We start from the raw sequence: 23,432 nt of genomic DNA, 5'->3' as shown, positions 1-23,432 counted from the left end.
TCCCCTGCTGATGACAACCCTTTTCCGGACACAAGAGCGCGAGACGCCATGCCCCGACTGATCAACATCGCTGCCACCCTGATACTGACTGCTACGACCGCCTGCACCGCCACCCTGGCGACGGCTGCCGATCATAGCCAGCACAACATGCAGGCCCAGCCGCAGGCTGACCAGCACAGCGCGCTCCGCATCCACAATCCGTGGTCCCGACCCACGCCCCCGGGTGCTGCCATGGGCGTCGGTTATATGACCATTACCAACACCGGCGACCAGCCGATCACCCTGATTGCCGCCGACAGCCCCCGGGCCGGCCAGGTGTCCATTCACCAGAGCCGGATGCAGGACGGCGTCATGCGGATGGAACCCCTGAAAGAGGGGCTCGTCATCGCGGCCGGCGAAACCGTGGAGCTCAAGCCCCACAGCTACCATCTGATGCTGGAAAGACTGAAGGAGCCCCTGCGGGAGGGCGAAAACATTCCGTTGACCCTGAGTTTTGACGGGGCACCGGACGTTCGCCTCGAGCTGATGGTCCAGCCGCTGGATGGCCAACCCGCGAAGATGGAGCATTCCGTGCATTCCCATTAGTGCGTAGCACCGCAAAAACTGGATAATGGCGGGTTCATGTCGTACAGCTCGCCAAATTCTCCAAGCCTGGTGCCCCGCAATGGAAATCAACGTCAATTTTCTCGATAACCTCAGACTTGAAGCCAAGTTTGACGACTTCACCGTTATCGCCGACCAGCCCATTCGCTACAAGGGGGATGGGTCCGCCCCCGGCCCCTTCGACTACTTCCTGGCATCCTCCGCGTTGTGCGCGGCCTACTTTGTCCGGGTCTACTGCCTGGCGCGCAATATTCCGACCGACAATATCCGCCTGTCGCAGAACAACATTGTCGATCCGGAAAACCGTTACAACCAGATTTTCAAGATCCAGGTCGAGCTGCCCGAAGACCTCTCGGAAAAGGACCGGCAGGGCATCCTGCGGTCAATTGATCGCTGCACGGTAAAGAAAGTGGTGCAGACCGGCCCGACGTTCGAGATCGAGACGGTAGACAACCTCGACGAGGACGCCCAGGCCCTGCTGATGGTCAAGCCGGACAGCGAGCACCGGACCTTTATCGAAGGCAAGGATCTGCCACTGGAGCAGACCATCGCCAACATGACCGCCATCCTGGCGGAGCTGGGCATGAAGATCGAGATCGCTTCCTGGCGCAATATCGTGCCCCATGTCTGGTCGCTGCACATCCGTGATGCCGCCTCGCCCATGTGCTTTACCAATGGCAAAGGCGCCACCAAGGAGAGCGCGCTGTGTTCGGCGTTGGGTGAATTTATCGAACGGCTGAACTGCAACTTCTTCTATAACGACCAGTTTTTTGGCGAGGACATCGCCAACAGTGAGTTTGTTCATTATCCGAACGAGAAGTGGTTTCAGCCGGGGCCAGAGGACGAGCTGCCGGAGGGAATTCTGGATGACCACTGCCTGGCCATCTATAACCCGGAAGGCGAGCTGTGCGGGTCAAACCTGATTGATACCAACTCCGGCAACGTCGAGCGCGGTATCTGTGCGCTGCCCTATGTGCGCCAGTCGGACGGTGAGGTGGTGTATTTCCCCTCCAACCTGATCGAGAACCTGTTTCTGAGTAACGGCATGAGTGCCGGTAACACCCTGCACGAAGCGCAGGTGCAGTGCCTGTCGGAAATCTTCGAGCGGGGTGTGAAGCGGCAGATTATTGAAGGCGAGATCGCGTTGCCGGATGTCCCCCGCCAGGTACTGGAAAAGTACCCCGAACTTGTGGAGGCCATCGAGGCGCTGGAGAGTCAGGGTTTCCCGGTACTGGTGAAGGATGCGTCACTGGGCGGGCAGTTCCCGGTGGCCTGCGTCACTCTGATGAACCCGAAGACCGGCGGTGTTTTCGCGTCCTTCGGGGCCCATCCGAGTTTCCATGTGGCCCTGGAGCGCAGCCTCACCGAACTGCTGCAAGGCCGCAGCTTCGAGGGCCTGAACGACCTGCCGCCACCGACGTTCAACTCCATGGCGGTGACCGAGCCCAACAACTATGTCGAGCACTTTATCGACTCGAGTGGCGTGGTGTCCTGGCGCTTTTTTAACGCCAGGGCCGACTTTGACTTCTGCGAATGGGATTTCTCCGGCACCAATGCCGAAGAGGCGGCCACTTTGTTCGGCATCCTCAAGGACATGGGCAAGGAATGCTACATGGCGGTCTTCGAAGAACTGGGCGCCCCGGTGTGCCGGATTCTGGTGCCGGGTTATTCCGAGGTCTACCCGGTGGAAGATCTGGTGTGGGACAACACCAACATGGCGCTGGCATTCCGTGAGGACATTCTCAACCTTCATCGCCTCAGTGACGAGGACCTGGCCGACCTGGCGGAGCGGCTCGAGGAGAGCGAACTCGACGTCTACATGACCATCACCACGCTGATCGGCATCGAGTTCGATGAAAACACGGTGTGGGGACAGCTCACCATTCTGGAACTGAAGCTGCTTATCTACCTGGCGCTGCAACAGCATGAGGAAGCACTTGAGCTGGTGGAAACCTTCCTGCAGTTCAACGACAACACCGTCGAGCGCGGGCTGTTCTACCAGGCCATGCAGGCGGTACTGGAGGTGACTCTGGACGACGAGCTGGAGCTGGCCGACTACCTGCACAATTTCCGTCGCATGTTCGGCGAGGCAACCATGCAGGCAGTGGCAGGTTCAGTAGACGGCACCGTCCGCTTCCACGGCCTGACCCCGACCAACATGCAGCTGGAGGGACTGGACAAGCACTTGCGGCTGATTGAAAGCTACAAGAAGCTGCATGCGGCCAGGGCCAGGATTGCCGGCCTGGACCGGGCCGGGCCAGGCCTCGCCTGAACGCCCGGCTATTCGTCAACCACGACTTCAAAGCCCCCGTAGATTAATCGCTTGCCATCAAACGGCATGGGATTTACATCTGGTTTCAGGCGGGGGTCTTCCATAAGCCTGGGCATGGCCTGGTCCCGCACTTCGCGGGACGGCCAGACCAGCCATGAGAAGATGACGGTCTCGTCCGGACGGCATTTCACCGCCATGGGAAATGAGGTGATTTCGCCGTCAGGCACGTCATCGCCCCAGCATTCCACTATCTTCAGAGCGCCGTATTCCTTGAAGACCGCAGCGGCGTCGCTGGCGTGCCTGATGTATTTCGCCTTGTTGGCGGTTGGTACTGCAGCAACAAATCCATCGACATAACTCATGGTGTTTCTCCTTGTTCAGTCTTTGGGGGGGAGCTCCCGTACCGGACGCACTTCAATGCTACCGAAGCGTGCCGGCGGTATCCGGCCGGCCAGTTGCAGTGCTTCATTAAGATCTCTGGCCTCCAGCAGGTAGAACCCAGCCAGTTGTTCTTTGGTTTCCGCGAACGGGCCGTCGGTTACCAGCAGCTCTCCGTTGCGTACCCGCACGGTGGTGGCGGTGTCGACCGGCTGCAGAGGCTGGCCGGTGACGTAATTGCCCTGGGAGGTCAGTCGCTCCACACCGGCCACGCATTCCTGGTTGAGGTCGTGCCATTCCTGCTCGGTCATGGCGTTGATAATGCTCTCCTGGTAGTAGACCAGGGCGACGTATTTCATGGTTTCCTCCTTGTCGTTTACAGGCAGGACCTGGTCTGACAGCTGATCATCCACTGCACTCCGAAACGGTCCCGGGTCATTCCGAACCGCTGTGCCCAGAACGTCTCCTCAAATGGCATGATCACGGCGCCGCCCTCCCCAAGTTGACGGAATACCCGTTCTGCCTGCTCCGGATTCCCGTATTCCAGGTGGATCTGCGCGCCCTGGGGAGCCTCGTAACAATCACCCATGGCATCCGCCCCCATCAGGCGACGCCCGCGTATATTGACGGAGGCATGAATGATCTTGTCATGCCAGTCCGCCGGTACACCTTCGGCGGCCGGGGTTTCCCCGAAGCTGAGCATCGCCTCCAGCTGGCCGCCCGTCACCTCCTGGTAGAAGGTCATGGCCTCGCGACAGTTGCCGGGGAAGCCCACATGCACATTCATCTCCAGGGGGAGTCGATCCAGGTCCTGCAGCATGTCCCCCCGGGGCAAGCCACTGTTTTCGTCGTCCATCTCTGCCTTGCGCATCAACAGTTCTTTCATGATGTCCTTCTCCTTCGGTGGGTTTTACGGTTAAGTCGCACAACACCGGTGGCAATCGACAGGGGGGCTAAAAATTCTTTTCAGGAGGCGCTGTCCAGTTCCTTCAGCCGGCGCTCGAGAAAGCGCCGTTCCGGGCCCTGGGTGGCCAGGGCCAGCGCTCGCTGGTAGGCACTGATGGCGGATGCCCGGTTACCCGCCCGGCGGTGCAGGTCGGCCCGGGCGGCGTGGAACAGGTGGTAACCGAGGATTTCCTTGTGGCTGGTAAGCTGCTCCAGCAGTGCCAGGCCATCCGCCGGTGTGTCACGCATGGCGACGGCCGCCGCGCGGTTGAGGGCGATCACCGGAGAAGGCTGCCGGCGGTACAGCGCGTCGTACAGGCGAACAATCCGGGCCCAGTCGGTATCCTCGGCCCGGGCGGCCCGGGCATGGACCGCAGCAATGGATGCCTGCAGGGTGTAGATGCCCATGGGTGTGCTGGCAAGGGCGTGCTCCAGCGATTGCAGGCCCTGACGGATGCTCGCCTCGTTCCAGAGGGTACGGTCCTGGTCTTCCAGCGTGATCAGCTCGCCACTGGCATCCTGGCGGGCCGGGCGTCGTGAGTCGTGCAGCAGCATCAACGCCAGCAACCCGAACACCTCCCCCTGGGGCAACAACTGGGTCAGTGCTCCCGCCAGGCGAATGGCTTCCGCCGACAGACTGACATCCACCACCGATTCACCCTCACTGCGGGAATAGCCCTCGTTAAAGACCAGATAGATAACCTGCAAGACGCCGGGCAGTCGTTCGGGAAGCTGCTTCGCATCGGGCACTTCGTAGGGTATGCCCGCATCACGGATTTTCTTCTTGGCACGCACAATGCGCTGGGCGAGCGTGGCCGGTTTTTGCAGGAGGGCACTGGCGACCTGCTCGGTGGTCAGTCCACACATCTCCCGCAGGGTCATGGCGACCCGGGCATCCATGGACAGGCCCGGGTGGCAACAGGTGAACAGCAACCGGAGCTGGTCGTCTTCAATCGATGGATCATCGGTATCGACAACCGGGTCGTCCGGCGTTGCCACGAGATAGGAATAGTGCTGGGCGGTCTGTTTGCGCCGAATCTGGTCGATACCCTTGCGATGCCCGGCGCGAATCAGCCAGGCGACGGGGTTGTCGGGTACCCCTTCCCCTGGCCATTGGCGGACCGCCGCAGCAAACGCCTCTTGCATGGCCTCCTCGGCGAGGGCGAAATCACCGAGCAGGCGAATCAGTGTCGCCAGTACCCGGCGGGATTGTTGCTGGTACAGCTGTCCGAGGTCATATTGATGGCTGGTCATCCGTCTCCACCCGTGAAATCCACGCTGACCGCTTAACCTTATCTCAATCGAACCGGTCCCAATAGGGCGGGTCGCCAAAATAGCCGTCGAGGAAGTCGATAAAACTGCGCACCTTGCTGGCCAGCAGTTGCCGGTGTGCATACACCGCATAGAGCGCCAGCGGCTCCGGTTCGTGATCTGGCAGCAGGATGCGCAGTTTGCCGTCGCGGATAGCCTCGCCGGCTATAAAGGTGGGCTGGATGGCGATGCCGGCGCCGGCAATGGCGGCTTCCACCAGCACATCACCATTGTTGCTGACCAGGTCACTGTCCCGGCTGCCACCCTCGCTTTGCAGCCACCGGAACACCGGTTGACCGGCCTCCGGATCCATATAGCTGTAGCGCAGGTAGCGATGGTCCCGGAGGTCCTCCGGTTGCCGGGGGGTGCCGTGTCGCGCCAGGTAAGCGGGGGCCGCGCACATCACCAGGCGTACCGGTGCAATGCGCCTGGCAATCAGCGACGAGCTTTTAAGGTGGCCAATGCGCAGGGCGATATCGAATCCTTCCTCGACGATATCAACCTTGCGGTCGTTCAGTTGCAGGTCAATGCCCACGGCAGGGTGGGCCGCCTGGAATTCGGCCAACAGAGGGGCCATGTGGCGGATGGCGAAGGAAACCGGGGCACTGATGCGCAGCCGGCCGCGAGCCTCGCCCTGCAGGTCGCCGAGCTGGTTCTCCATATCGTCGATGTCGTTGAGCACTTGCTGGGCACGTTGATGGTAGCGGGCGCCCGCCTCCGTCAGGTGGATCTTGCGGGTGGTACGGTTAAGCAGGCGGGTGCCCAGGTGGTGTTCCAGCTGGGAAACGTATTTGCTGACCAGTTGAGGTGACAGTTCCAGCCGGTCAGCGGCACGGGTGAAAGAGCCTTCGCTCACCACCGTGACGAAGGCCCGCATGGCATCGATACGGTCCATGGATATGTCCTGTTCAGGGAGCACTCCAGATTATCGTTGATATGTTGATAATAAAGCAACAATAGCGATCTTAGTCTTTCGATTCGATGATAGTAAAGTGGCTACATCTCCTGAGGCGGGGCTTCGGGGCACATCAACAGAGAAAGATTCGAGGTGATCAACATGAACACTCAATTTGCACAGGCGCTGTTCCGTTCCAACGGTGGCTTTGCCGCGCTCGTCCTGCGGGTCCCGGTTGGATTGATTCTTGCGGCCCACGGCGCCCAGAAGCTTTTTGGCTGGTTTGGTGGTTATGGCCTGGAAGGCACCGGGCAGTGGCTGGCGAGTATTGGCCTCGGGCCGGGTTACCTGATGGCCCTGCTGGCCGGTAGTGCCGAATTCTTTGGCGGACTGGCGCTGGTGTTGGGCCTGCTGACCCGACCGGCGGCGCTGGTTGCGGCCTTTACCATGCTGGTGGCGCTGTTCGCGGTGCATATCGGTAATGGCCTGTTCATGGCCAATAATGGCTACGAGTACGCGCTGACCCTGGCGGCGGTATCCTTGTCTCTCGCAATCCAGGGCGGTGGACGGTTCGCACTGGACAATGTGCTTCTGGAGCGATTTGCTGGCGGTCGCGGACAGCGCATAGTCACTGGTCACTGAGTACGCCGGGTACCGGGCGATAACACGATGACCGGCACGCCCCCTGAGCGGGGGTGTGCCATCATCCGGGGGCATCGCAAGAGGAGGGTTTGATCATGCTGGTTAACGGTGTATGGCAAGAAAACTGGCAGCCGGTGCAGTCGAAAGATGATGAGGGGAGGTTCATCCGGCAGACCTCGTCTTTCCGCAACTGGGTCACGCCGGATGGCAAACCCGGTCCCACCGGTGCCGGCGGTTTCCGGGCTGAGCAGGGCCGTTATCATCTTTATGTCGCGTATATCTGCCCCTGGGCGTCGCGGACGTTGATGGTCCGCGAGCTGAAAGGGTTGCAGGATGTTATCGGTGTAACCGTCGTCAACCCGCGGTTGACGGATCAGGGCTGGCAGCTTGGGGATTATCCCGGTGCCGACGAGGATGCGCTGAACGGCGTGCGTTACATGCATGAGCTGTACACCCGCGCCGATCCGCAAATCTCCGGTCGTGCGACTGTGCCGGTGTTATGGGACCGGCAGACGGGGACCATCGTCAACAATGAATCGGCCGATATCGTCCGCATGCTGAACAGCGCGTTCGCCGGAATTGTGAATGAGGGCCCGGACCTCCATCCCGAGGATCTCGCCGGCGAGATTGCCTTGCTGAACGACTTTATCTACCGGAACCTGAACAACGGTGTATATCAGGCAGGCTTTGCGTCCAGCCAGAAGGCCTATGACGAGGCCTATGACCGGGTTTTTTCCGCACTGGATGAGCTGGAGTCCTGCCTGGCCGATGGCCGCCGCTATCTGTTCGGTGATCGCCTGACCGAAACCGATGTGCGGCTGTTCGTAACCCTGGTGCGCTTTGATGCCGCCTATCACGGGTTGTTCAAGTGCAACCGTAATACGCTTCGGGAAATGCCGCACCTGCATGCCTACATGCGGCGGATCCTGGCGCTTGAGGGCATCGCCGGCACCGTAAATATTGACCACATCAAGGCGGGCTATTACTCCATCAAGGCGTTGAACCCCGGCGGGATCGTGCCCGCCGGGCCCGACGCTCTCTGATGTTGCACGATGGCGTCCGACCATGAATGGTTTCCAGGGAGCATAGCCATGAGCAACCAGACTGACGTTTTGTTTATTTCCCACGGCGGCGGGCCAATGCCGCTGCTGGGGGATCCGGGCCACCGTGAAATGGTCGACCGGCTTACCGGACTTGCCGGCACGTTGCGCAAGCCCTCCGCCATACTCGTCATTAGTGCGCACTGGGAAGAAGCCGTGCCGACCGTCAGCTCGGGTGCCAATCCGGGGCTGATCTACGACTATTATGGGTTCCCGCCCGAGTCCTACGAAATCCAATATCCCTGTCCGGGCGAGCCGGCACTGGCGGAGCAGGTCCGGCAGGCGCTGGAAAACGCCGGGATCTCCGCACGGCTGGACGAACAGCGGGGGTTGGATCATGGCGTGTTCGTGCCTCTCAAGCTGATGTATCCGAATGCGGATATCCCGTGTGTGCAGCTGTCCCTGGTGAACAGCCTGGATGCCGCTGCCCATCTGGCGATCGGCCGGGCGCTGCAGGCGCTGGACTACGACAACCTGCTGGTGATCGGATCCGGTTTCTCGTTTCATAATATGCGAGCATTTTTTGCACCGAATACTCCGGATATTCAGGCGCACAACCAGGCCTTCGAAGACTGGCTGGAGCACACTTGCACCGCTAATGATATGGGCGAGTCGGAGCGCGCCGAGCGCCTGATCCACTGGGAGCTCGCACCTTACGCCCGCTTCTGTCATCCCCGAGAGGAGCACCTGCTGCCATTGCATGTGTGCTACGGACTGGCCGGCAAGGCCAGTGAACGCCATGTTTCGGCAACAATACTGGGGAAGAAATCAGGGATGTTTTACTGGCGGGTCAACTGACCCGGGATCCGTCAGTGGGTGTGGCAGCACGAGAATTTTCAGAAGTTTGCAGTTCTTCGGGAGCATCTTTGCAGGTTTGGGTTTACGCTGTAGGTCAGTTCAAACGGATCTGTCAACGTATATGGAAAGCATGAGTTCTTCCGCTGTCAGGGAAACCTCACCGGAGCGCCGCCCGCAGTTCTGGCAGGTTGCCCGGCGTTGTTGCCAGATTGCCGGGTCGATCGATGTCGCTTTTTTCTTCCTCTTTCACCTGCTCGGTTCACCCATTCTTGCCTGGGTCAACGTGGTCAGCGTCGCCATGTACGTGGCGGCCTATCACGCCCTTGGCCGGCGGCGGAACCGCCTGGCGGTAGGCCTGATCTGGACCGAGGTCCTGGTCCACGCCGGGCTTGGTACCGTCCTGATCGGCTGGGAAAGTGGTTTTCATTATTACCTGCTGATGTTCATTCCTGCGCTGTTTGTCAGTGCCAGTCTGCGGGGTGCGGTGATCGCGTTGCTGGTGCTCTGGGGCTACTACGTCGGGCTGGATGTGCTGATGTGGACCATCGAGCCCCTGCAACCTGTTACCCCGGGCGCCTTGCTGGCGGTGCATCTGTTCAATCTGAGCGTGGTTTTCGCCATGTTCAGTTACCTGTCGTTCTTCTACCTCTCGATGGTTACCAGTGCCAGTCGCAAGCTTCGTCAGCTGGCAACGACCGACCCGCTGACCGGCCTGCTCAATCGCCGTCACATGACCGATCTCGCCGAGAAGGAGCTGGCCCGGTTCTGCCGCACCGGTCGTCCGGCCGGGGTTATTCTGTTGGATGTGGATCATTTCAAGTCGATCAATGACCAGTTTGGCCATGATGTTGGCGACAAGGTACTGCTCGGAATTACGGAGGTTTTGCTGGCTCAGTTGCGCAAGCAGGACCAGATCGCGCGGTGGGGCGGAGAGGAGTACCTCGCGCTCTTGCCGGAGGCCGATATCGGGATTGCCCGGGAGAGTGCTGAACGAATTCGGGCGGCGTTGCGGAATTATGACTGGCGCAAGGCGACCGGTCTTGACCTCACTGTAACGATCAGCGCAGGTGTCAGCGAGTTTGGTCCGGGTGAAGATCTGAGGGCGACCATCACCCGCGCTGACCGGGCTCTGTATCGGGCCAAGGCGGAAGGGCGAAATCGCGTGGCGATGGGTGGGGTTGTTCCGGAACTGGCGGGTTCTGACTCATAATCGGGCAAATTGCCCTGTCCAGCGCGGTAACGGTGATTTCGGGTGTTAACGGGAAAGAGAGTTCTTGATGTCCAGGATTAGACAGCAGGCCATCCGGGGCCTGAAAGCGGGTGATGCATTCACGATCTCCCGTACCTTTTCCGAAGAAGAGGCCGGGGTCTTCGGAACGATCAGCGGGGATCAGAACCCGGTTCATTTTGATGACCGGTTTGCCAGTGCGAAGAATCTGCAGGGGCGGTGCTGCCATGGTTTGCTGGTGGGTGGCATGATCACCGAGGTGGGTGGTCAGATCGGCTGGTTTGCCTCGGGAATGAATTTCCGCTTCCGGCGCCCGGTGTATTTCGGTGACAGGGTGACCTGCGTGTTCACCATTACCGAGGTGGATGAGCGGAACCGGGCCAGGGCAGAGGCAGTGCTGTCGAACCAGCATGGTGAGACGGTGATTGAGGCCTGGCTGACAGGAGTGTTGCCAGGGGAAGAGGAGCGGAGAGTCATGGCCGCCATGATGGCCGAGCAACATTGAATCGATAAGGGAACCCAGAGCAACGATGAAGTTACTTGAGAGCAGGATTCCGCCGCTGGCACTGGTGGTAATTGCTGGTGGCCTGATGTGGGGTATTTCCCGGCTGGCGGGAAGTGTCGCGATGCCAGGTGGGATTCGCCTGGGTGTTACCGCGCTCATACTGGCCCTGGGAGTGTTCTTCTGTGTGGCCGGTGTGGTGTCGTTCCGCCGGGCCAGGACAACCGTTGATCCGCGCACTCCGGAGGCCGCCACGGCGCTGGTGGACTCCGGAATCTACCGGTTTTCCCGCAATCCGATGTACGTGGGCTTCGCGGCCATCCTGCTGAGCTGGGGCGTTTTCCTGGCCTCACCCTGGTCGCTGCTGGGGGTTGCGGGATTTATCCTGTATCTGAACTGTTTTCAGATTACGCCGGAAGAGCGGGCTCTGCAGGGCGTTTTCGGCGACGCCTATACCGCCTACCGGTCGCGGGTACGCCGCTGGCTATAGCGTGGCGTCGGCGGTGTCGAGTTCCAGCAGGTTGATCCGGTAGAACCCGCAAAGCGCTGCATATACCGCAGGTTGTTCGTCCGCCAGGTGGCGCGGCTGCTGAAAAAACGCTTCCGTCAGTACGGCGAAGAACTCGGCAGGTTCGGTAGCGCCATAGGGATCCAGCCAGCTGTGCTGGTGATGGCTCAGTGAATGGCGCAGGTGCTGGTAGGCGTCGGTCATGGTTTGCTGCCACTGGCGGGCCTGGGTACCACTGAGTGGCGGTGCACCATCGGCAGCGCCATCCAGGTAGTCCAGTTGATGGGCGAATTCATGGAGGATGACATTGTGGAGGCTGCCGGGCCGGGAGGCCGCCTCGCATTCCGTCCATGACAGCACCACCCGGCCAAAGTCCGAGGCTTCGCCGGCGCGGACCTCGTGGCTGACACTGACCACGATGCCGTCGTCTTCTGTTTCTTCAACCCGGTAGACATCGGGATACACCAGGATGCTCTTTACCTCGTCAAAGTCTGACCAGCGACGCGCCAGCGTCAGCAGGCAGGCGTGGCCGGCGATGGTGATTCGTACCTCGTCGTTGATGGCAAAGCCGTCGCAGCCGTAGAAGTTTTTCTCCGCAACAAATAACCGCACATGTTGCTCCAGCTGCAGTTTCAGGCTGGCGGGCAGCCGTGTATACAGCGGGACGCGGGTTTCGAGGATTTTTCGCCAGGGCTCCGGGAATGGCCGCCGCAGCTCCCTTTGCCGGCGCCAGTCCCGGTAGAAGAACAGGTAGAAAACCGCCACGGCGATGATGATGACGGCGGTGACAGCAAACACGAGGGGTGACGACATCCGGAGCCTTTGGTTGCAGAGCGGACCCGGTGATAGTAAACCCGACACGCAGGCAGAACAATGTGACAGCAAGGAGCCGCGCGATGCAATGGCTTGTTACTCCTGACCCGGCACGCCCAGGTTACTGAGCACCGTTTCCATAACCATCGGACTCCACAACAGGCGGTTGTGCCCCAGGCCGCGGGTGCGTAATACGTCGGATGTGTTCCAGTTTTCAGCCACCCGCAGGCTTTCTTCCGGCGCAATGGCGGTGTCGTCGTCATCAATAACTATGAGCCCCCGCTGGGTGAGTGAAGCGGAGAGGTTTGCCATGTCCAGCTGGTCCCATAGCGACGGGCCAAACCGCTCCTCCATGAGTTGAAGATGAACGGACAGAACCTCCGGACTCAGCCCCAGTTGCCGGCCCAGGTTCGTCATGACGGCGGACAGGCTGGCCGGCGGCGCCAACATCGCCAGGTAGTCGGTTTGCAGTCCGTCGGCGATGGCCCTGGCCACAGCTATGCAGCCGATGGAATGGGCCAGTACGCCATGGACCCGGCCCACGTCGGCGGCGACACGGGTCACAACTTCGGCCATTTCAAACAGGTCGGTGCTTTCCCCCTGGGCACGGCCATGGGCCGGCGCGTCGAAGAGGACGACCCGATAGCCGGCGTTCACCAGTGGTTCAATCCAGGCGCCGAACTGGATGCCGGCACCCCCCCAGCCATGGACACCCAGAATAACCGGGCCCTGGCCCCAGGAATACAACGGAATGGTGCGCGTACCATGGTGAAGCTGGGTATAGCTGTCGGTCTTGTCCAGCAGATCCTCGTAGCGGATCGGCATGGGCAGCCGTGATGGCCGGAGTGCCATTCGATGAACCAGCCGGCCGGCTTTCTGCGGCGCCATACGCCCATACAATTGCAGCGCCAGCCGGGTGGCGGAGAGCGCCATATTCGCAGGTTTCCGGGCCTGGGTGGGGTGGCGAGCCGGTTCCGGTTGTGTGTTCAGTTGTGTGTTCAGTTGTGAGGTCATGGAGAAAGTCCTTCTTCGTGCAGTGGTGAGTGACAGCTTCAGATTAGGGCTTGTGGGTTACCGGCAGGAGTGTCATATTTGACATATAAAGTGCGAAAAGAGTCATGCCCGTGATGAACATTGCCATCGTTGCCTTACCCAATTGCCACGCATCCGGTGTGCACGGTGTGATGGATTTCTTTACTGTGGCCAACTATTGCGCTCGCATGCCCGGAGTCCGGAGTGACCCCCTGTTCAACTGTCAGGTGGTAACGGTGGATAACGGGCCGGTCCGTGGCTACAGCGGTGCCATGGTTATGCCGACGGTGTGTCGTGAGGAGTTCCATCCGGACCTGATTGTTGTCGGCTCATCCGTTGAGGCGGCGGTCAGTGCGCAGCGGTTGGACAGTACCCTGGCGCCTGCCATACCCCTGCATGGCTGGCTGCGACAGGCGTTCGCCGATGGGGCGGTACTGGCCAGTGTCTGTACCGGCAGTTTCGTGCTGGCGGAGGCCGGTTTGCTGGCGGACCAGGTGGCTACTACCCACTGGCGGGCGGCCCCGCTGTTCCGCAGCCGTTACCCGGATATCCGTCTGGAGGAAGAGCAGTTGCTGGTGGATAACGGCCCGATCATCTGTGCCGGTGGTGCGATGGCGTTTGTGGATTTGTGTCTCTACCTGGTGGAGCGCTTCGCCTCGCCGTCGGTTGCGCTGGCCTGCAGCAAGATGCTGGTGCTGGATGGTCGCCGGGTGGAGCAGACGCCCTATATGGCGTTCTACAGTCGCAAAGCCCATCAGGATGATGCCATCCGCAAGGCGCAAGCCTGGCTGGAACAGCATTACTCCGAACCGGTCAGCATCGATGATGTTGCCGAAGTGGCCGGCCTGGGCGCGCGAACCTTCAAGCGCCGCTTCAAGGAGGCAACCGGAGAGACGCCCATCGGCTACCTTCAGCATCTGCGGATTGAAGCTGCCAAACATCAGTTGGAGTCGAGCCGTGACCAGACCGCCCGGATTATCTGGAGCGTGGGTTATGAGGATGCCAGCTCGTTCCGGCGCCTGTTCAAGCGAGTCGTGGGCTGCACCATGGAACAGTATCGCAGGCGCTTCAGCTATGTGACGCCGACGGTGGTGTGAGCGGGCTGGCGGCTTTCAGGGTCTGCGTCAGCCGGTCCATGACGCCCCCGCCATGGCGCCAGAAGTGCCAGTACAACGACACCTCCAGTGACCGGCCCGGGGCAATGCTTACCAGCCTGCCCGCGGCCATGTCCCGGTCCACCTGAATCCCCGGAATCATGCCGTATCCCATGCCCGCCAGCGCCAGTTTTACAAAGCCCTCGGATGACGGGCACAGGTGATAGGGAAAGCTGCGGTGGTAACCACAGGCTGCCAGGAACCGGTGCTGGAGCTGGTCGTTGGGCCCGAAAACGATGGCAGGTGCCGCCCCCAGGCTGGTTTCTGAAATCCCCCGGGCAAAATGGCGCGCCACGTAGGCCGGTGTCGCCAGTGGCAGGTATTCCATACTGCCAAGCGGCACACAGCGGGCACCTGCCACCGGCTGCGGACTGCTGCACAGGCAGGCTGCAACATCCCCTTCGCGCATGCGCCGCAAGCCGATATCCTGGTCTTCAATCACCAGGTCCAGCAGGAGCTCTTCATCACGGCAGAAGTCACCAAGGGCCGCCGCCCACCAGGTTGCGAGGCTGTCGGCATTCAGCGCGATTCGGAGTCGCGCCGCAGGTTCCGCCAGGCCGGGGATGGCTCGGGTCAGGTCCCGCTCGAGCAACTGGACCTGTTGGACGTGATTGAGCAACCGTTGCCCGGCCGGTGTAGCCCTGAGAGCAGGGCTGCGTACCAGAACCGGCTGGCCAAGCCGGATCTCCAGCGTGCGTATCCGCTGGGATACCGCTGACTGGGAGAGACCGAGAGCCTGGCCGGCGCGCTCAAAGCCCCCGCATTCGACGACGGTGGCAAGGGCTTCCAGCAATTTGTAGTCAATCATAAGTAAATCTTATTCAACATAAGTATTATGAATTCGAAGTATAGTGAACTTTGGGTATCCTTGCGCCATCAAGCAAGGAGTCAGAGCTGTGCTGGAAAGTTACTTCACCGGGTTGCTGGTTTGCGGGGGTATCATTGTCGCGATTGGTGCCCAGAACGCCTATGTGTTGAGCCAGGCCATTCGCCGTGAGCATCACTGGTGGTCCGCGGGTTTGTGCATGGCCTCGGATGTTGCCCTGTTTACCCTTGGCATGTTCGGCGTGAGCGCGGCTTTGATGGCGGTGCCCCAGGCTTTGGAAGCCCTGCGTTGGCTGGGGGTTGTATTCCTGGGCTGGCTCGCGCTGCAGGCCCTTGCCCGAGCGGGGCGTGGGCGGGCGGTGCTTGAAGCGGGTGCAGCAACCAGGCGCAGCCTGAAGGGGGTTCTGCTGACCACGCTGGCCGTTACCTTGCTGAACCCGCAAGTGTATCTGGATACCCTGTTGCTCATTCCCGCCATAGGCGTCCAACAGCAAGACGCCACCACGTTTGTTGCCGGTGCCAGCAGTGCGTCCGTAATCTGGTTTGGCGCCCTGGCGTGGGCCGGGTCGGCCCTGGCACCGGTGTTGTCGCGTCCTGCTGCCTGGCGGGTGATCGACGGGCTTATCGGGGTCATGATGGCGGCAATCGCCTTGCAGCTGGCCTTCGGCAGTGCCTTGATCTGAAGGCTCTGCGGGCGGCCGGAATTGCAGGATCTCAAGGACACGCATTTACAAATCAGGTAGGTTGGGTCCAATCTGTATCGTACATTGGATCTGAAGTGGTGAGTCCATGCCTGCCAAAGACAACAAGAAACCTGAGTTCGAGCTTTTCCCCTGGAGCAGCCAGTTTGAAACCGGCATTGACCAGATAGACGAGCAGCACCGTAAGCTGGTGGCCATTCTGAACCGCCTCGCCTGGCATATGTCGGCGGAAAACGACGACCTGCAAGCCAACGAAGTGCTGGATGAGCTGCTGGATTACACCCATTACCACTTTCGCTCGGAGGAAACGGTCTGGCACCGGTATTTTGCCGATACCAGCCTGGAGGAGAATCATCACAAGGCCCACGAACACTTCTTCGAGCAGGTACGGCTGTACCAGGCGCGACGGGAACAGGGCGATGAGAAAACCCTGGCGGAAATGTTCGATTTCCTCACCCGCTGGCTGGCCTTCCACATCCTTGAATCCGATCGCCGGATGGCGCTGATGACCTTTGCAATGGAAACCGGCCATAGCGTCGATGAGGCCATCGAAGAGGCTGATCGAACCCTCAGTGGCACCAGTTCGGTCATGGTCAAGGCATTGCTGGAAATTTACGGCAAACTCTCCAACAGCACGGTGCAGCTGATGAAGGAGCGTGCCGTCCGCCGTCAGCTGGAAGAAGAGGTACGGCAACTCCGGGCCAGTCAGGGTAAGGGCAGCGCGGACAGCTGAAGCGGCGTCTTTGTCTCCCGCGGTTTGCCGGACGGCGGCCCAAAGGGCTGCCCTCGCAGGCACCGCAGGCCGGGTCTAAGCTAGGGGTATCCCTGGTGACGGAGGAAACACCCCATGGCAGAGCCCGCAGTCATGAAGGTTCAGCTGTTGAGCCCCGATGAGGTCGTGGATGCCTGCGATACCCTGGCCAGGCACATCCAGGCCAGCGGTTATCGGCCGGACATCATCGTCGCGGTCGCCCGTGGTGGCTTTATGCCGGCCCGGTTTCTCTGTGATTTTCTCAATATCGGGGCACTCTCTTCCATCCGGGTACAGCACTATGTGGCCGGTGCGCAGAAGGGCAGGGAGGCGCGGGTGACAATCCCGCTGGCGGCGGATATCCGGGGCTTGCGGGTGCTGCTGGTGGATGATGTGAATGACAGCGGTGACACGCTCAGGGTGGCCAGGCCTTACCTGGAGTCCCTGGGGCCGAAGGAACTGCGTACCGCCGTGTTGCACGAAAAGCTCGTTACCACCTGCCCGGCGGATTTCAGCGCCGGGGAAATTCGTCATTGGCGTTGGATCCTGTACCCGTGGGCGATGGTTGAAGACGTTGCGCAGTTTATCCGTGACATGACGCCTCCGCCGGGCGACGCCGAGGCTGTGCTACGCCAACTCCTCGAGCGTTACGACATGGCGCTTACCCCTTGCCAGCTTACCCGGGTGGTGCACTTTGGTGGCCTGCCGGCGACACTTTTACCGGCGTAACGCGCTCTGTAAAGGGCAAACAACCTGAGCATCCTGGCACAGGTTGTTTGCCGGAGATCCGCTTACCAGCCCCGGTAGAAAGGCTGTTGGCGCTGCCGGAGTTGCTCCCGTTGTTCCTCGGTGAGGACCTGCTCCAACTCTTCCTCGGCTTTCAGGCGCTGCTCGAACATCTTCAGCTGTTGTTCCTGAAACCGCTTGTGGGCGTCCATCAGCTTGCCGCGGTCGGGACGACCGTTGCGATAAAGCTCCTGCATTTCCTGCTGGTGTTTGATCATGTCCTGCATCTGGTTTTGCTGCTGCTCCCAGAGCCGGTTGTGAATTTCATTCATCCGCTTGCTCTGGTCCTCGCTGAGATTGAGGCCATAGTAAGAGCCCGGAGCCTGGCCTCCGCCCCACATCGGATGCTGCATCATGCCGGGTCCGCCGTGCATGCCGTAACCCATGCCATAACCTATCATGCCCGGGCCCGGCCCGTAGCCCATGCCATTGCCCATCATGCCGCCGTGCATGCCATAGCCCATGCCGGGACCGTAGCCCATGCCCGGGCCATAGCCCATCCCGGGTCCCGGCCCGGGCCCATACATTCCCATCCCGGTGCCCGGTCCCATGCCGGTTCCGGGGCCCATGCCCATATAGCCCTGGGCGGCCAGTGGGCCGCTCACGCCAAGGCTAAGCATTGCCGTAACCAATGCTGCTCTGATGCCTGGTAAACCACGCATGCGGCTTCCCTCCCTATCGAAGTGATCTGCCCTTGACGGCGCGTCAAGGGACTGTTCTACAAGTCTGGCACAAGTGGGCCAATCGACAACCTGAACATTGTTGGTCAAACCGGGGCTGCCGGTCACAAGCCGGGCTCGGGGTAATCGTCATTCAGCGGATCAATAGCGAGAATAACGGGCGTGGGCTCACACCTTTGGGGCGGGGAATGATAGTTTGAACCATCGCCAGACTCGTAGCTGTCATCCGATGTCTCACTGTTAACACCTTATCAACCTGAGGAGCCCGTCATGGCAACCCCCACCGAATTTTCCAGGCTGATGCCGCATCCCATCATCCAGGCGCCAATGGTTGGAGTGTCGACGCCGGCGCTGGCGGCGGCGGTTTCTAATGCGGGCGGGCTCGGTTCGATCGGGCTTGGAGCCAGCACCCCGGCACAGGCCGATGAACTGATCCGGGAAACCCGGGCGCTGACCTCGCAACCGTTCAATGTCAATCTGTTCTGCCATCGGCCGGCGGAGCCGGATGCGGCGGTGGAACAGGCCTGGCTGGAATTCCTGCGGCCGCGGTTCGAAGAATTCGATACTGAGCCGCCGGGGCTCCTGGAGCTGCCGTACCCGAGCTTCGTCGAAAGCCCGGACATGCTGGAGCTCCTGCTGGAGCGCAGGCCTGCGGTGGTCAGTCTGCACTTTGGCTTGCCGGAGCAGAGGTGGATTGACCGCCTGAAAGCCGCCGGCATTGTGCTGCTGGCCACCGCGACCAACCTTGCCGAAGCCCGGATGATCGAAGAGGCGGGCATTGATGCTGTGGTGGCGCAGGGTCGGGAGGCCGGCGGCCACAGCGGGGTCTTTGATCCTGTTGCCGGTGAACCGGAGCTGGGGACCTTCCCGCTGGTGCGGCTGTTGGCCGAACAGCTCAGGATTCCGGTAGTTGCCGCCGGTGGCATCATGGATGGCCGGGGCATTCGCGCTGCCAAGGCGCTCGGCGCCTGCGCTGTCCAGATGGGGACCGCCTTTATCCTTTGTCCGGAGTCTGCTGCTGATGCCACCTACCGGAAGCTACTGGCAAAGGCGCAACCGCTCACTACACGACTGACGGATGTGATTTCCGGTCGTCCGGCGCGGGGCATCGTTGACCGCTGGTGGACGGAGGTTGATGTCACCCATGCGCCGGCGCTGCCGGACTATCCGATAGCCTATGCTGCCGGCAAGGCCCTGAAGGCGGCTGCCAGGTCCGCAGGAAACCAGGGGTTCGATGCGTTCTGGGCCGGGCAGGGCGCGGATCTGGCGCGGGCGCTGCCGGCGGCAGAGCTGGTCCGCGAATTGGTCCGCGAGAGCGAGGTTACTCCTTGAAGTACATGATCTGGGTGGTACTGAGCAGCAGCTGCCCGCCGGCGGACCAGATGTGGGCACTCTGGTCGGAATAATTGTTGCGGGACTGGTTCGCCGTGGCGTAGCCCAGCACATACTGGTCGCCGATCGCGGCCAGCTCCTCGCTGTCGGTGTGGAAATACAGCGTCATGGACACGGTGCCGATGGGGACAAATTTCTGGCGGCGGATGAACACCCGCGGGAAGAAACTGTCGCCGATCGCAGTCAGTGACTGGAAGTCCATGGCCCGGCGCGGGTAGTCGCGAACCCACATCAGGCTCTGGGAGTTGTCTGACTCGCGGGGCTCCGCCGGATTAAACGATCCGTTGACGATGCGGAAATCGTAGTTGCCCATCCATTGCCGCCGTCCCTTGGTGGGCAGGGCGGCGAGAGTTTCCGGGGCCGGCGCATCGGGTGCCAGCATTTCCTGCTCTGACCAGGTCTCCCGCCGGATGGCGAAAAACGCAGTGCCCGTGGTGGCGATGGTGTCTCCCTGGCGCAGCACCAGGTTCCAGTGTTGGGTCGAGCGATTGGTGCGTACCGGGATGGCCTCGATAATAAATTCGCCGGGCTCTACAGGCCCTGCGTAGTTGATGGTCAGTGCAACCGGCTCACCCAGGCGTTCCGGATGCAACATCACGGCATTAAGCATAGCGGCGGCGGTGACACCACCAAAGGGACCCACCATGTTGTTGTAGGGTTCGGTCGTACGCCCGGCAAAGCGATGGCTATCCAGTGGGGTCAGGGCGATCGCCTCATCGAAGACGTGAGGATAAACATCGGGTTTGGTCATGACTTGGCTCTTGGTTGTTTTGCTAGGCGAAACAATGTTTTGAGTTATATGAAAAGAGTAAAGAATGGCGTGATGCGGCGCAAGGGGGCGTCATAATGAAAAACGGCAGCCCTGAGGCTGCCGTGTGTTCGGAGGTGAGTCGGTGGGTAACCCCGGATCACTCTACCTCGCTTTCGTCTTCCAGGATCAGTTCGACTTCTTCGCTGTCCAGTACCTGGGCTTCGTACTCCAGCCCCTGGGCTTCGATGACCTCAACGAAGGCGCGCAGGTGGCTTTTAGAGCCGTCAAGCAGATTGGAATACGCCAGAATGATGGCCCGCTCATCGGTCTGGTCAATGGCTGCCAGGATATCCCTCATATCCTTTTCTTCAATAAGAGCGCCGACAAGTAAACCGTCAATCAGCGAGTTCTTACCTTTGGCAACCAGGTCATTGTATAACGCCTGGAGTTCTTCGTTGGTGAACACCCCGATGGTGTCATTGATGACCGGATCTTCTACATCAAATTTATCGAGAAGATAATCGACGGTGCTGGTATGGGATTCTTCGGATAATGCAATTTTCGCAAATACCTGGGTTTGTTGACCCCAGGATTGATCAAGAGTCAGATAAACATCGCGGGCCAGCTTTTCTTCCTCCCGCATGTATTGCAGGTCGCTGGTTTCAATGGTTGTAAGACTGGTAGATGTTGATGTGGTCAGATCGGTAGTGCCTGAATCCTTTCGTGGGCCTCCCGCCGCCATAACGGTACTTCCGAAAAACAGTGAGCCGATCAGTGTGGCAGCAATAAAGGGTTTGGTATTCATAACAACCTCTCTTCAAGTGGTGTTTCGATAGTAATAAATATTTCCTGATTGGATAGTTAATAAATTGAAAGGTTCCCTGATTATCTTTTAATAAGTCGATTTTTTGATAGGTATATGTCTTTATCTATATGCGGCGATTTGTCGCACTTTAAATTTAAATAAATGTTTTTTGGTTTTATTTATATCTTTGACAGGTAAATGATAATGCGTTTCCTGATCGTTCTGTTGTAAGTCTTCGACAGGGGCAGATAGCCGGGATTGGCGGGAGGTTGGCCGGAGCGGCACACCGGCGGTCGACAGGAATGGAACGTAATCCGCCGCCATGTCGTGTATCAAGCGGACAATAAACAATAACAAAGGGTCCCGGCAGATACAGGCCTTCCCCTGGCCTGGCAAATTGCCACCATGCCTTGTCTGGCGGGGCTTTCGATGGAGAGTGTTTTATGCCTGTACCTGCATCTCGCCCTTTGTTGCCGACAACGTTGCCGGCAATTCTGCGGTTTTCTATGACGCTGGTGACTGCCGGGCTCCTGGTGGCCTGCGGCACATCCAGCAATGATGGCGCCCCGGAGTCCCCGGCTGTCGCCGGTGACCGAACCACCCGGGATGACAGCCAGGCGTGTGAGCGCCGGCCAGAAGACCGCGAAACGGGTCCGGATGAGGCCGCCGGGTGCGATGGAGATACCACACCGTTGCCGCAACCCCCGGCATCCTGCATTGCCGGTGAGGCACTTGACGGTGGCCGCAGCTATCCTGTGTATCTCCCATCGGACAGTGGTGAAACCATCGCTTTCCAGGTGCTCGAGCCGGTTGGTGGCATCGACTGTTCAAAGGGGCATCCGCTGGTTCTTCATGGCCATGGGTTTGGTGGCTCCCGCTCGGAGTCCGGGTTCGACGAGTACCGGGCAGCCGGATTTACCGTGCTTTCCATCGATCAGCGGGGGTTCGGAGAAAGTACCGGCACGGTCCGCGTGATGGATCCGGAATTTGAAGGACGGGATCTGATACGGATCCTCGATTGGGCCGAGGACAATCTGGACTATCTGCAAAAGCGCCACGAACCCGACCTGCCGGCGACGCTTAACCCCAACCTGGTGGTAGGGGCAATCGGCGGCAGCTACGGGGGTGGCTTTCAACTGTTGCTGCATGGCCAGGATCCCGGCCAGCGCATGGATGCCATGGTGCCGGATATTACCTGGCATGACCTGCGTTACAGTCTGAACCCCGGGAATGTGATCAAGACCGGCTGGGACCTGGTGCTGGTGGCCGGTGGCGAATCGGGATCCGTCAGCAACCAGAACAGCGGTCTTGATCCGATCATCCGCGAGATCCTTGCCCAGGGTGCCGCGCTTAACCGCTTTCCGGAGGCGGGTCTGGACTTCTTCTATTATCACAGCCCGGCCTATCGTTGCAGCGGGGCGCCGATCGAGCCGGCCGAGCCGGGGGACCTGCTGAACTACCTGGCCAGCCCGCCTGCCTACGATGTCCCGCCAACGGCCTACCCCGCGGTGGACGTGCTGCTCACCCAGGGGATGACGGACACCCTGTTCAACTTCAATGAAGCCTGGCGCAACTACGAATGCCTGCGGGAGCGGGGCGGGGATGTGCGGCTGATGACTCACCAGAGCGGGCATATCCTGCCCCTGGAAGTGCCGGACGCGCTGCAGCCCTCGACTTACGTGGACCCTCTTGCAGGCCTGCTGGAAATACCGGGTTTCCAGGGTCCGGCTGGCGCCTTTGCCTGTGGCAATGTTCCGATAGCCCGGGCCACCTTTGACTGGCTGCGCCACAAACTGCAGAAAGCGCCCCTGCCAGCCTATTTCGACGGCTCGGACAGCCAGGTCTGCCTGTCGACGGCAACCGGCACCTCGGTCCAGGTGGCAGTTGCCGATTTCCCGGCTCCGGAACCGGGAGGGGTGCTGGAGGGGCCCTTCGTAGTCGAGCGGTTGGTGGCGTCCACCACGCCGGTACCGTCAGGCTATGAGGCGGTCGCTGCAGCGACGATTCCGCCGGTGGCGTTGCCCCTGGGGCAGACTGGTGCGGAGGGCGCCATCATCGGCGGCATTCCCACGGCGATACTGACGGTATCCGATCTGCTCGGCCGCACTGCCTGCGAAGAAGGTTTACCGGCGTATAGCCCCGGCTGCGACCCGATCATTTTTGTCGGTCTTGGCAAGCGCGGCGTGGGCGAGAGCGGCTGGTCCCTGGTGGATGACCAGGTCAAGCCGGTGCGGGGCTTGCAGCAGCAGGCAGCGGTGGAGCTGGTGGGGATTGCCGAAGAACTGGCCGCCGGTGATGAGCTGGCCTTGCTGGTGTACGGTTTCCATCCCCAGTATCCGGCGAGCTGGTCCAGGGATGCCCTGGTCCCGCTGGTGAATGTCAGCGGCTCGGTCCAGCTGCCGTTGCTGCAGGGCAGCCTGGCAAGTTTGGATAGTGTGGAGAGTATGGAGGCTATAGAGAGTACGGTGGAGTTCTGATCACCACGGGCGGTTCGGGGGGAGCGGCTTCCGCGGAGCCGGGTTCACAGAGTATAGTCTGGGTAAATTCACAGAAAATCGAC

At 60.5% G+C, this 23,432-nt stretch carries 25 protein-coding genes; 14 read left to right on the top strand and 11 right to left on the bottom strand.

Annotated features, from left to right (window positions below; all coding sequences use genetic code 11):
• Window positions 1–48 precede the first annotated feature (48 nt).
• Both CLH61_RS10705 and CLH61_RS10700 read left to right on the top strand, forming a co-directional pair.
• On the top strand, window positions 49–585 hold the full coding sequence (locus CLH61_RS10705; protein ID WP_228152614.1) for a copper chaperone PCu(A)C: 537 nt from the start codon (window positions 49–51) through the stop codon (window positions 583–585).
• 79 nt (window positions 586–664) lie between these two features.
• A complete protein-coding gene (locus tag CLH61_RS10700) occupies window positions 665–2,875 on the top strand; it encodes an OsmC domain/YcaO domain-containing protein (protein WP_099614733.1) in 2,211 nt (736 codons plus the stop codon).
• 8 nt (window positions 2,876–2,883) lie between these two features.
• Here the strand turns inward: CLH61_RS10700 and CLH61_RS10695 are convergent, their stop codons facing one another.
• The 5 genes from CLH61_RS10695 to CLH61_RS10675 form a co-directional block, all read right to left on the bottom strand.
• A complete protein-coding gene (locus tag CLH61_RS10695; protein ID WP_099614732.1) occupies window positions 2,884–3,237 on the bottom strand; it encodes a DUF1428 domain-containing protein in 354 nt (117 codons plus the stop codon).
• A gap of 15 nt (window positions 3,238–3,252) precedes the next feature.
• Window positions 3,253–3,612: a YciI family protein gene (locus CLH61_RS10690; protein WP_099614731.1), complete on the bottom strand. Its 360-nt coding sequence runs from the start codon at window positions 3,610–3,612 to the stop codon at window positions 3,253–3,255.
• 17 nt (window positions 3,613–3,629) lie between these two features.
• Window positions 3,630–4,139, bottom strand: a complete 510-nt coding sequence (locus CLH61_RS10685) for a VOC family protein (RefSeq protein ID WP_099614730.1) — start codon at window positions 4,137–4,139, stop codon at window positions 3,630–3,632.
• A gap of 80 nt (window positions 4,140–4,219) precedes the next feature.
• Complete coding sequence (locus CLH61_RS10680; RefSeq protein WP_099614729.1) at window positions 4,220–5,452, bottom strand: RNA polymerase sigma factor; 1,233 nt, start codon at window positions 5,450–5,452, stop codon at window positions 4,220–4,222.
• A 43-nt stretch (window positions 5,453–5,495) separates the two neighbouring features.
• Window positions 5,496–6,404: a LysR family transcriptional regulator gene (locus CLH61_RS10675; RefSeq protein ID WP_099614728.1), complete on the bottom strand. Its 909-nt coding sequence runs from the start codon at window positions 6,402–6,404 to the stop codon at window positions 5,496–5,498.
• A 162-nt stretch (window positions 6,405–6,566) separates the two neighbouring features.
• Between CLH61_RS10675 and CLH61_RS10670 the strand changes: the two genes are divergently transcribed.
• From CLH61_RS10670 to CLH61_RS10645, 6 genes are all read left to right on the top strand, one after another.
• Complete coding sequence (locus CLH61_RS10670) at window positions 6,567–7,046, top strand: DoxX family protein (protein WP_099614969.1); 480 nt, start codon at window positions 6,567–6,569, stop codon at window positions 7,044–7,046.
• A 95-nt stretch (window positions 7,047–7,141) separates the two neighbouring features.
• Entirely contained in the window at window positions 7,142–8,089 is a 948-nt protein-coding gene (locus CLH61_RS10665) for a glutathione S-transferase family protein (protein WP_099614727.1), read from the top strand.
• A gap of 48 nt (window positions 8,090–8,137) precedes the next feature.
• Window positions 8,138–8,944, top strand: coding sequence for a DODA-type extradiol aromatic ring-opening family dioxygenase (locus tag CLH61_RS10660; RefSeq protein WP_099614726.1), 807 nt, complete (start codon window positions 8,138–8,140; stop codon window positions 8,942–8,944).
• Between the two features lie 130 nt (window positions 8,945–9,074).
• The gene (locus CLH61_RS10655) at window positions 9,075–10,154 is read left to right on the top strand and encodes a GGDEF domain-containing protein (RefSeq protein WP_228152613.1); all 1,080 of its coding nucleotides are present in this window, start codon (window positions 9,075–9,077) and stop codon (window positions 10,152–10,154) included.
• Between the two features lie 67 nt (window positions 10,155–10,221).
• Entirely contained in the window at window positions 10,222–10,677 is a 456-nt protein-coding gene (locus CLH61_RS10650) for a MaoC family dehydratase (RefSeq protein ID WP_099614724.1), read from the top strand.
• A 25-nt stretch (window positions 10,678–10,702) separates the two neighbouring features.
• Window positions 10,703–11,164: a methyltransferase family protein gene (locus CLH61_RS10645; protein WP_099614723.1), complete on the top strand. Its 462-nt coding sequence runs from the start codon at window positions 10,703–10,705 to the stop codon at window positions 11,162–11,164.
• On the opposite strand, the gene CLH61_RS10640 is transcribed toward CLH61_RS10645, so the two are convergent.
• Complete coding sequence (locus tag CLH61_RS10640; protein WP_099614722.1) at window positions 11,159–11,995, bottom strand: M90 family metallopeptidase; 837 nt, start codon at window positions 11,993–11,995, stop codon at window positions 11,159–11,161. The genes CLH61_RS10645 and CLH61_RS10640 overlap by 6 nt on opposite strands.
• 96 nt (window positions 11,996–12,091) lie before the next feature.
• A complete protein-coding gene (locus CLH61_RS10635) occupies window positions 12,092–13,009 on the bottom strand; it encodes an alpha/beta hydrolase (protein ID WP_228152612.1) in 918 nt (305 codons plus the stop codon).
• A gap of 104 nt (window positions 13,010–13,113) precedes the next feature.
• Here CLH61_RS10635 and CLH61_RS10630 point away from each other — a divergent pair, with 104 nt between their 5' ends.
• Window positions 13,114–14,124: a GlxA family transcriptional regulator gene (locus CLH61_RS10630; RefSeq protein ID WP_228152611.1), complete on the top strand. Its 1,011-nt coding sequence runs from the start codon at window positions 13,114–13,116 to the stop codon at window positions 14,122–14,124.
• Here CLH61_RS10630 and CLH61_RS10625 read toward each other — a convergent pair.
• Window positions 14,096–14,989, bottom strand: a complete 894-nt coding sequence (locus tag CLH61_RS10625) for a LysR family transcriptional regulator ArgP (protein WP_099614720.1) — start codon at window positions 14,987–14,989, stop codon at window positions 14,096–14,098. The two genes, CLH61_RS10630 and CLH61_RS10625, sit on opposite strands and share 29 nt — an antisense overlap.
• A gap of 88 nt (window positions 14,990–15,077) precedes the next feature.
• Here CLH61_RS10625 and CLH61_RS10620 point away from each other — a divergent pair, with 88 nt between their 5' ends.
• From CLH61_RS10620 to CLH61_RS10610, 3 genes are all read left to right on the top strand, one after another.
• Window positions 15,078–15,689, top strand: coding sequence for a LysE/ArgO family amino acid transporter (locus CLH61_RS10620; RefSeq protein WP_099614719.1), 612 nt, complete (start codon window positions 15,078–15,080; stop codon window positions 15,687–15,689).
• 106 nt (window positions 15,690–15,795) lie between these two features.
• A complete protein-coding gene (locus CLH61_RS10615) occupies window positions 15,796–16,440 on the top strand; it encodes a bacteriohemerythrin (protein WP_099614718.1) in 645 nt (214 codons plus the stop codon).
• 114 nt (window positions 16,441–16,554) lie between these two features.
• Window positions 16,555–17,187, top strand: coding sequence for a phosphoribosyltransferase (locus CLH61_RS10610; protein ID WP_099614717.1), 633 nt, complete (start codon window positions 16,555–16,557; stop codon window positions 17,185–17,187).
• A gap of 62 nt (window positions 17,188–17,249) precedes the next feature.
• On the opposite strand, the gene CLH61_RS10605 is transcribed toward CLH61_RS10610, so the two are convergent.
• Window positions 17,250–17,864, bottom strand: coding sequence for a Spy/CpxP family protein refolding chaperone (locus CLH61_RS10605; RefSeq protein WP_170003710.1), 615 nt, complete (start codon window positions 17,862–17,864; stop codon window positions 17,250–17,252).
• A 330-nt stretch (window positions 17,865–18,194) separates the two neighbouring features.
• On the opposite strand from CLH61_RS10605, the gene CLH61_RS10600 reads away from it, so the two are divergent.
• Window positions 18,195–19,256, top strand: a complete 1,062-nt coding sequence (locus CLH61_RS10600) for an NAD(P)H-dependent flavin oxidoreductase (RefSeq protein WP_099614715.1) — start codon at window positions 18,195–18,197, stop codon at window positions 19,254–19,256.
• Here CLH61_RS10600 and CLH61_RS10595 read toward each other — a convergent pair.
• Window positions 19,246–20,067: an acyl-CoA thioesterase gene (locus CLH61_RS10595; RefSeq protein ID WP_099614714.1), complete on the bottom strand. Its 822-nt coding sequence runs from the start codon at window positions 20,065–20,067 to the stop codon at window positions 19,246–19,248. The two genes, CLH61_RS10600 and CLH61_RS10595, sit on opposite strands and share 11 nt — an antisense overlap.
• A 157-nt stretch (window positions 20,068–20,224) precedes the next feature.
• Entirely contained in the window at window positions 20,225–20,872 is a 648-nt protein-coding gene (locus CLH61_RS10590; RefSeq protein ID WP_099614713.1) for a DUF2202 domain-containing protein, read from the bottom strand.
• A gap of 506 nt (window positions 20,873–21,378) precedes the next feature.
• On the opposite strand from CLH61_RS10590, the gene CLH61_RS10585 reads away from it, so the two are divergent.
• Window positions 21,379–23,349 (top strand): alpha/beta fold hydrolase, encoded by a 1,971-nt coding sequence (locus tag CLH61_RS10585; protein WP_170003707.1) that lies wholly within the window; start codon window positions 21,379–21,381, stop codon window positions 23,347–23,349.
• The last annotated feature ends 83 nt before the right edge of the window (window positions 23,350–23,432 follow it).

The sequence above is a fragment of the Marinobacter profundi genome (genome assembly GCF_002744715.1).
Classification (GTDB): Bacteria; Pseudomonadota; Gammaproteobacteria; order Pseudomonadales; family Oleiphilaceae; genus Marinobacter; species Marinobacter profundi.
Note: the sequence above shows the minus strand (reverse complement) of the source record. Positions and strands in the feature narration are given on the sequence as shown.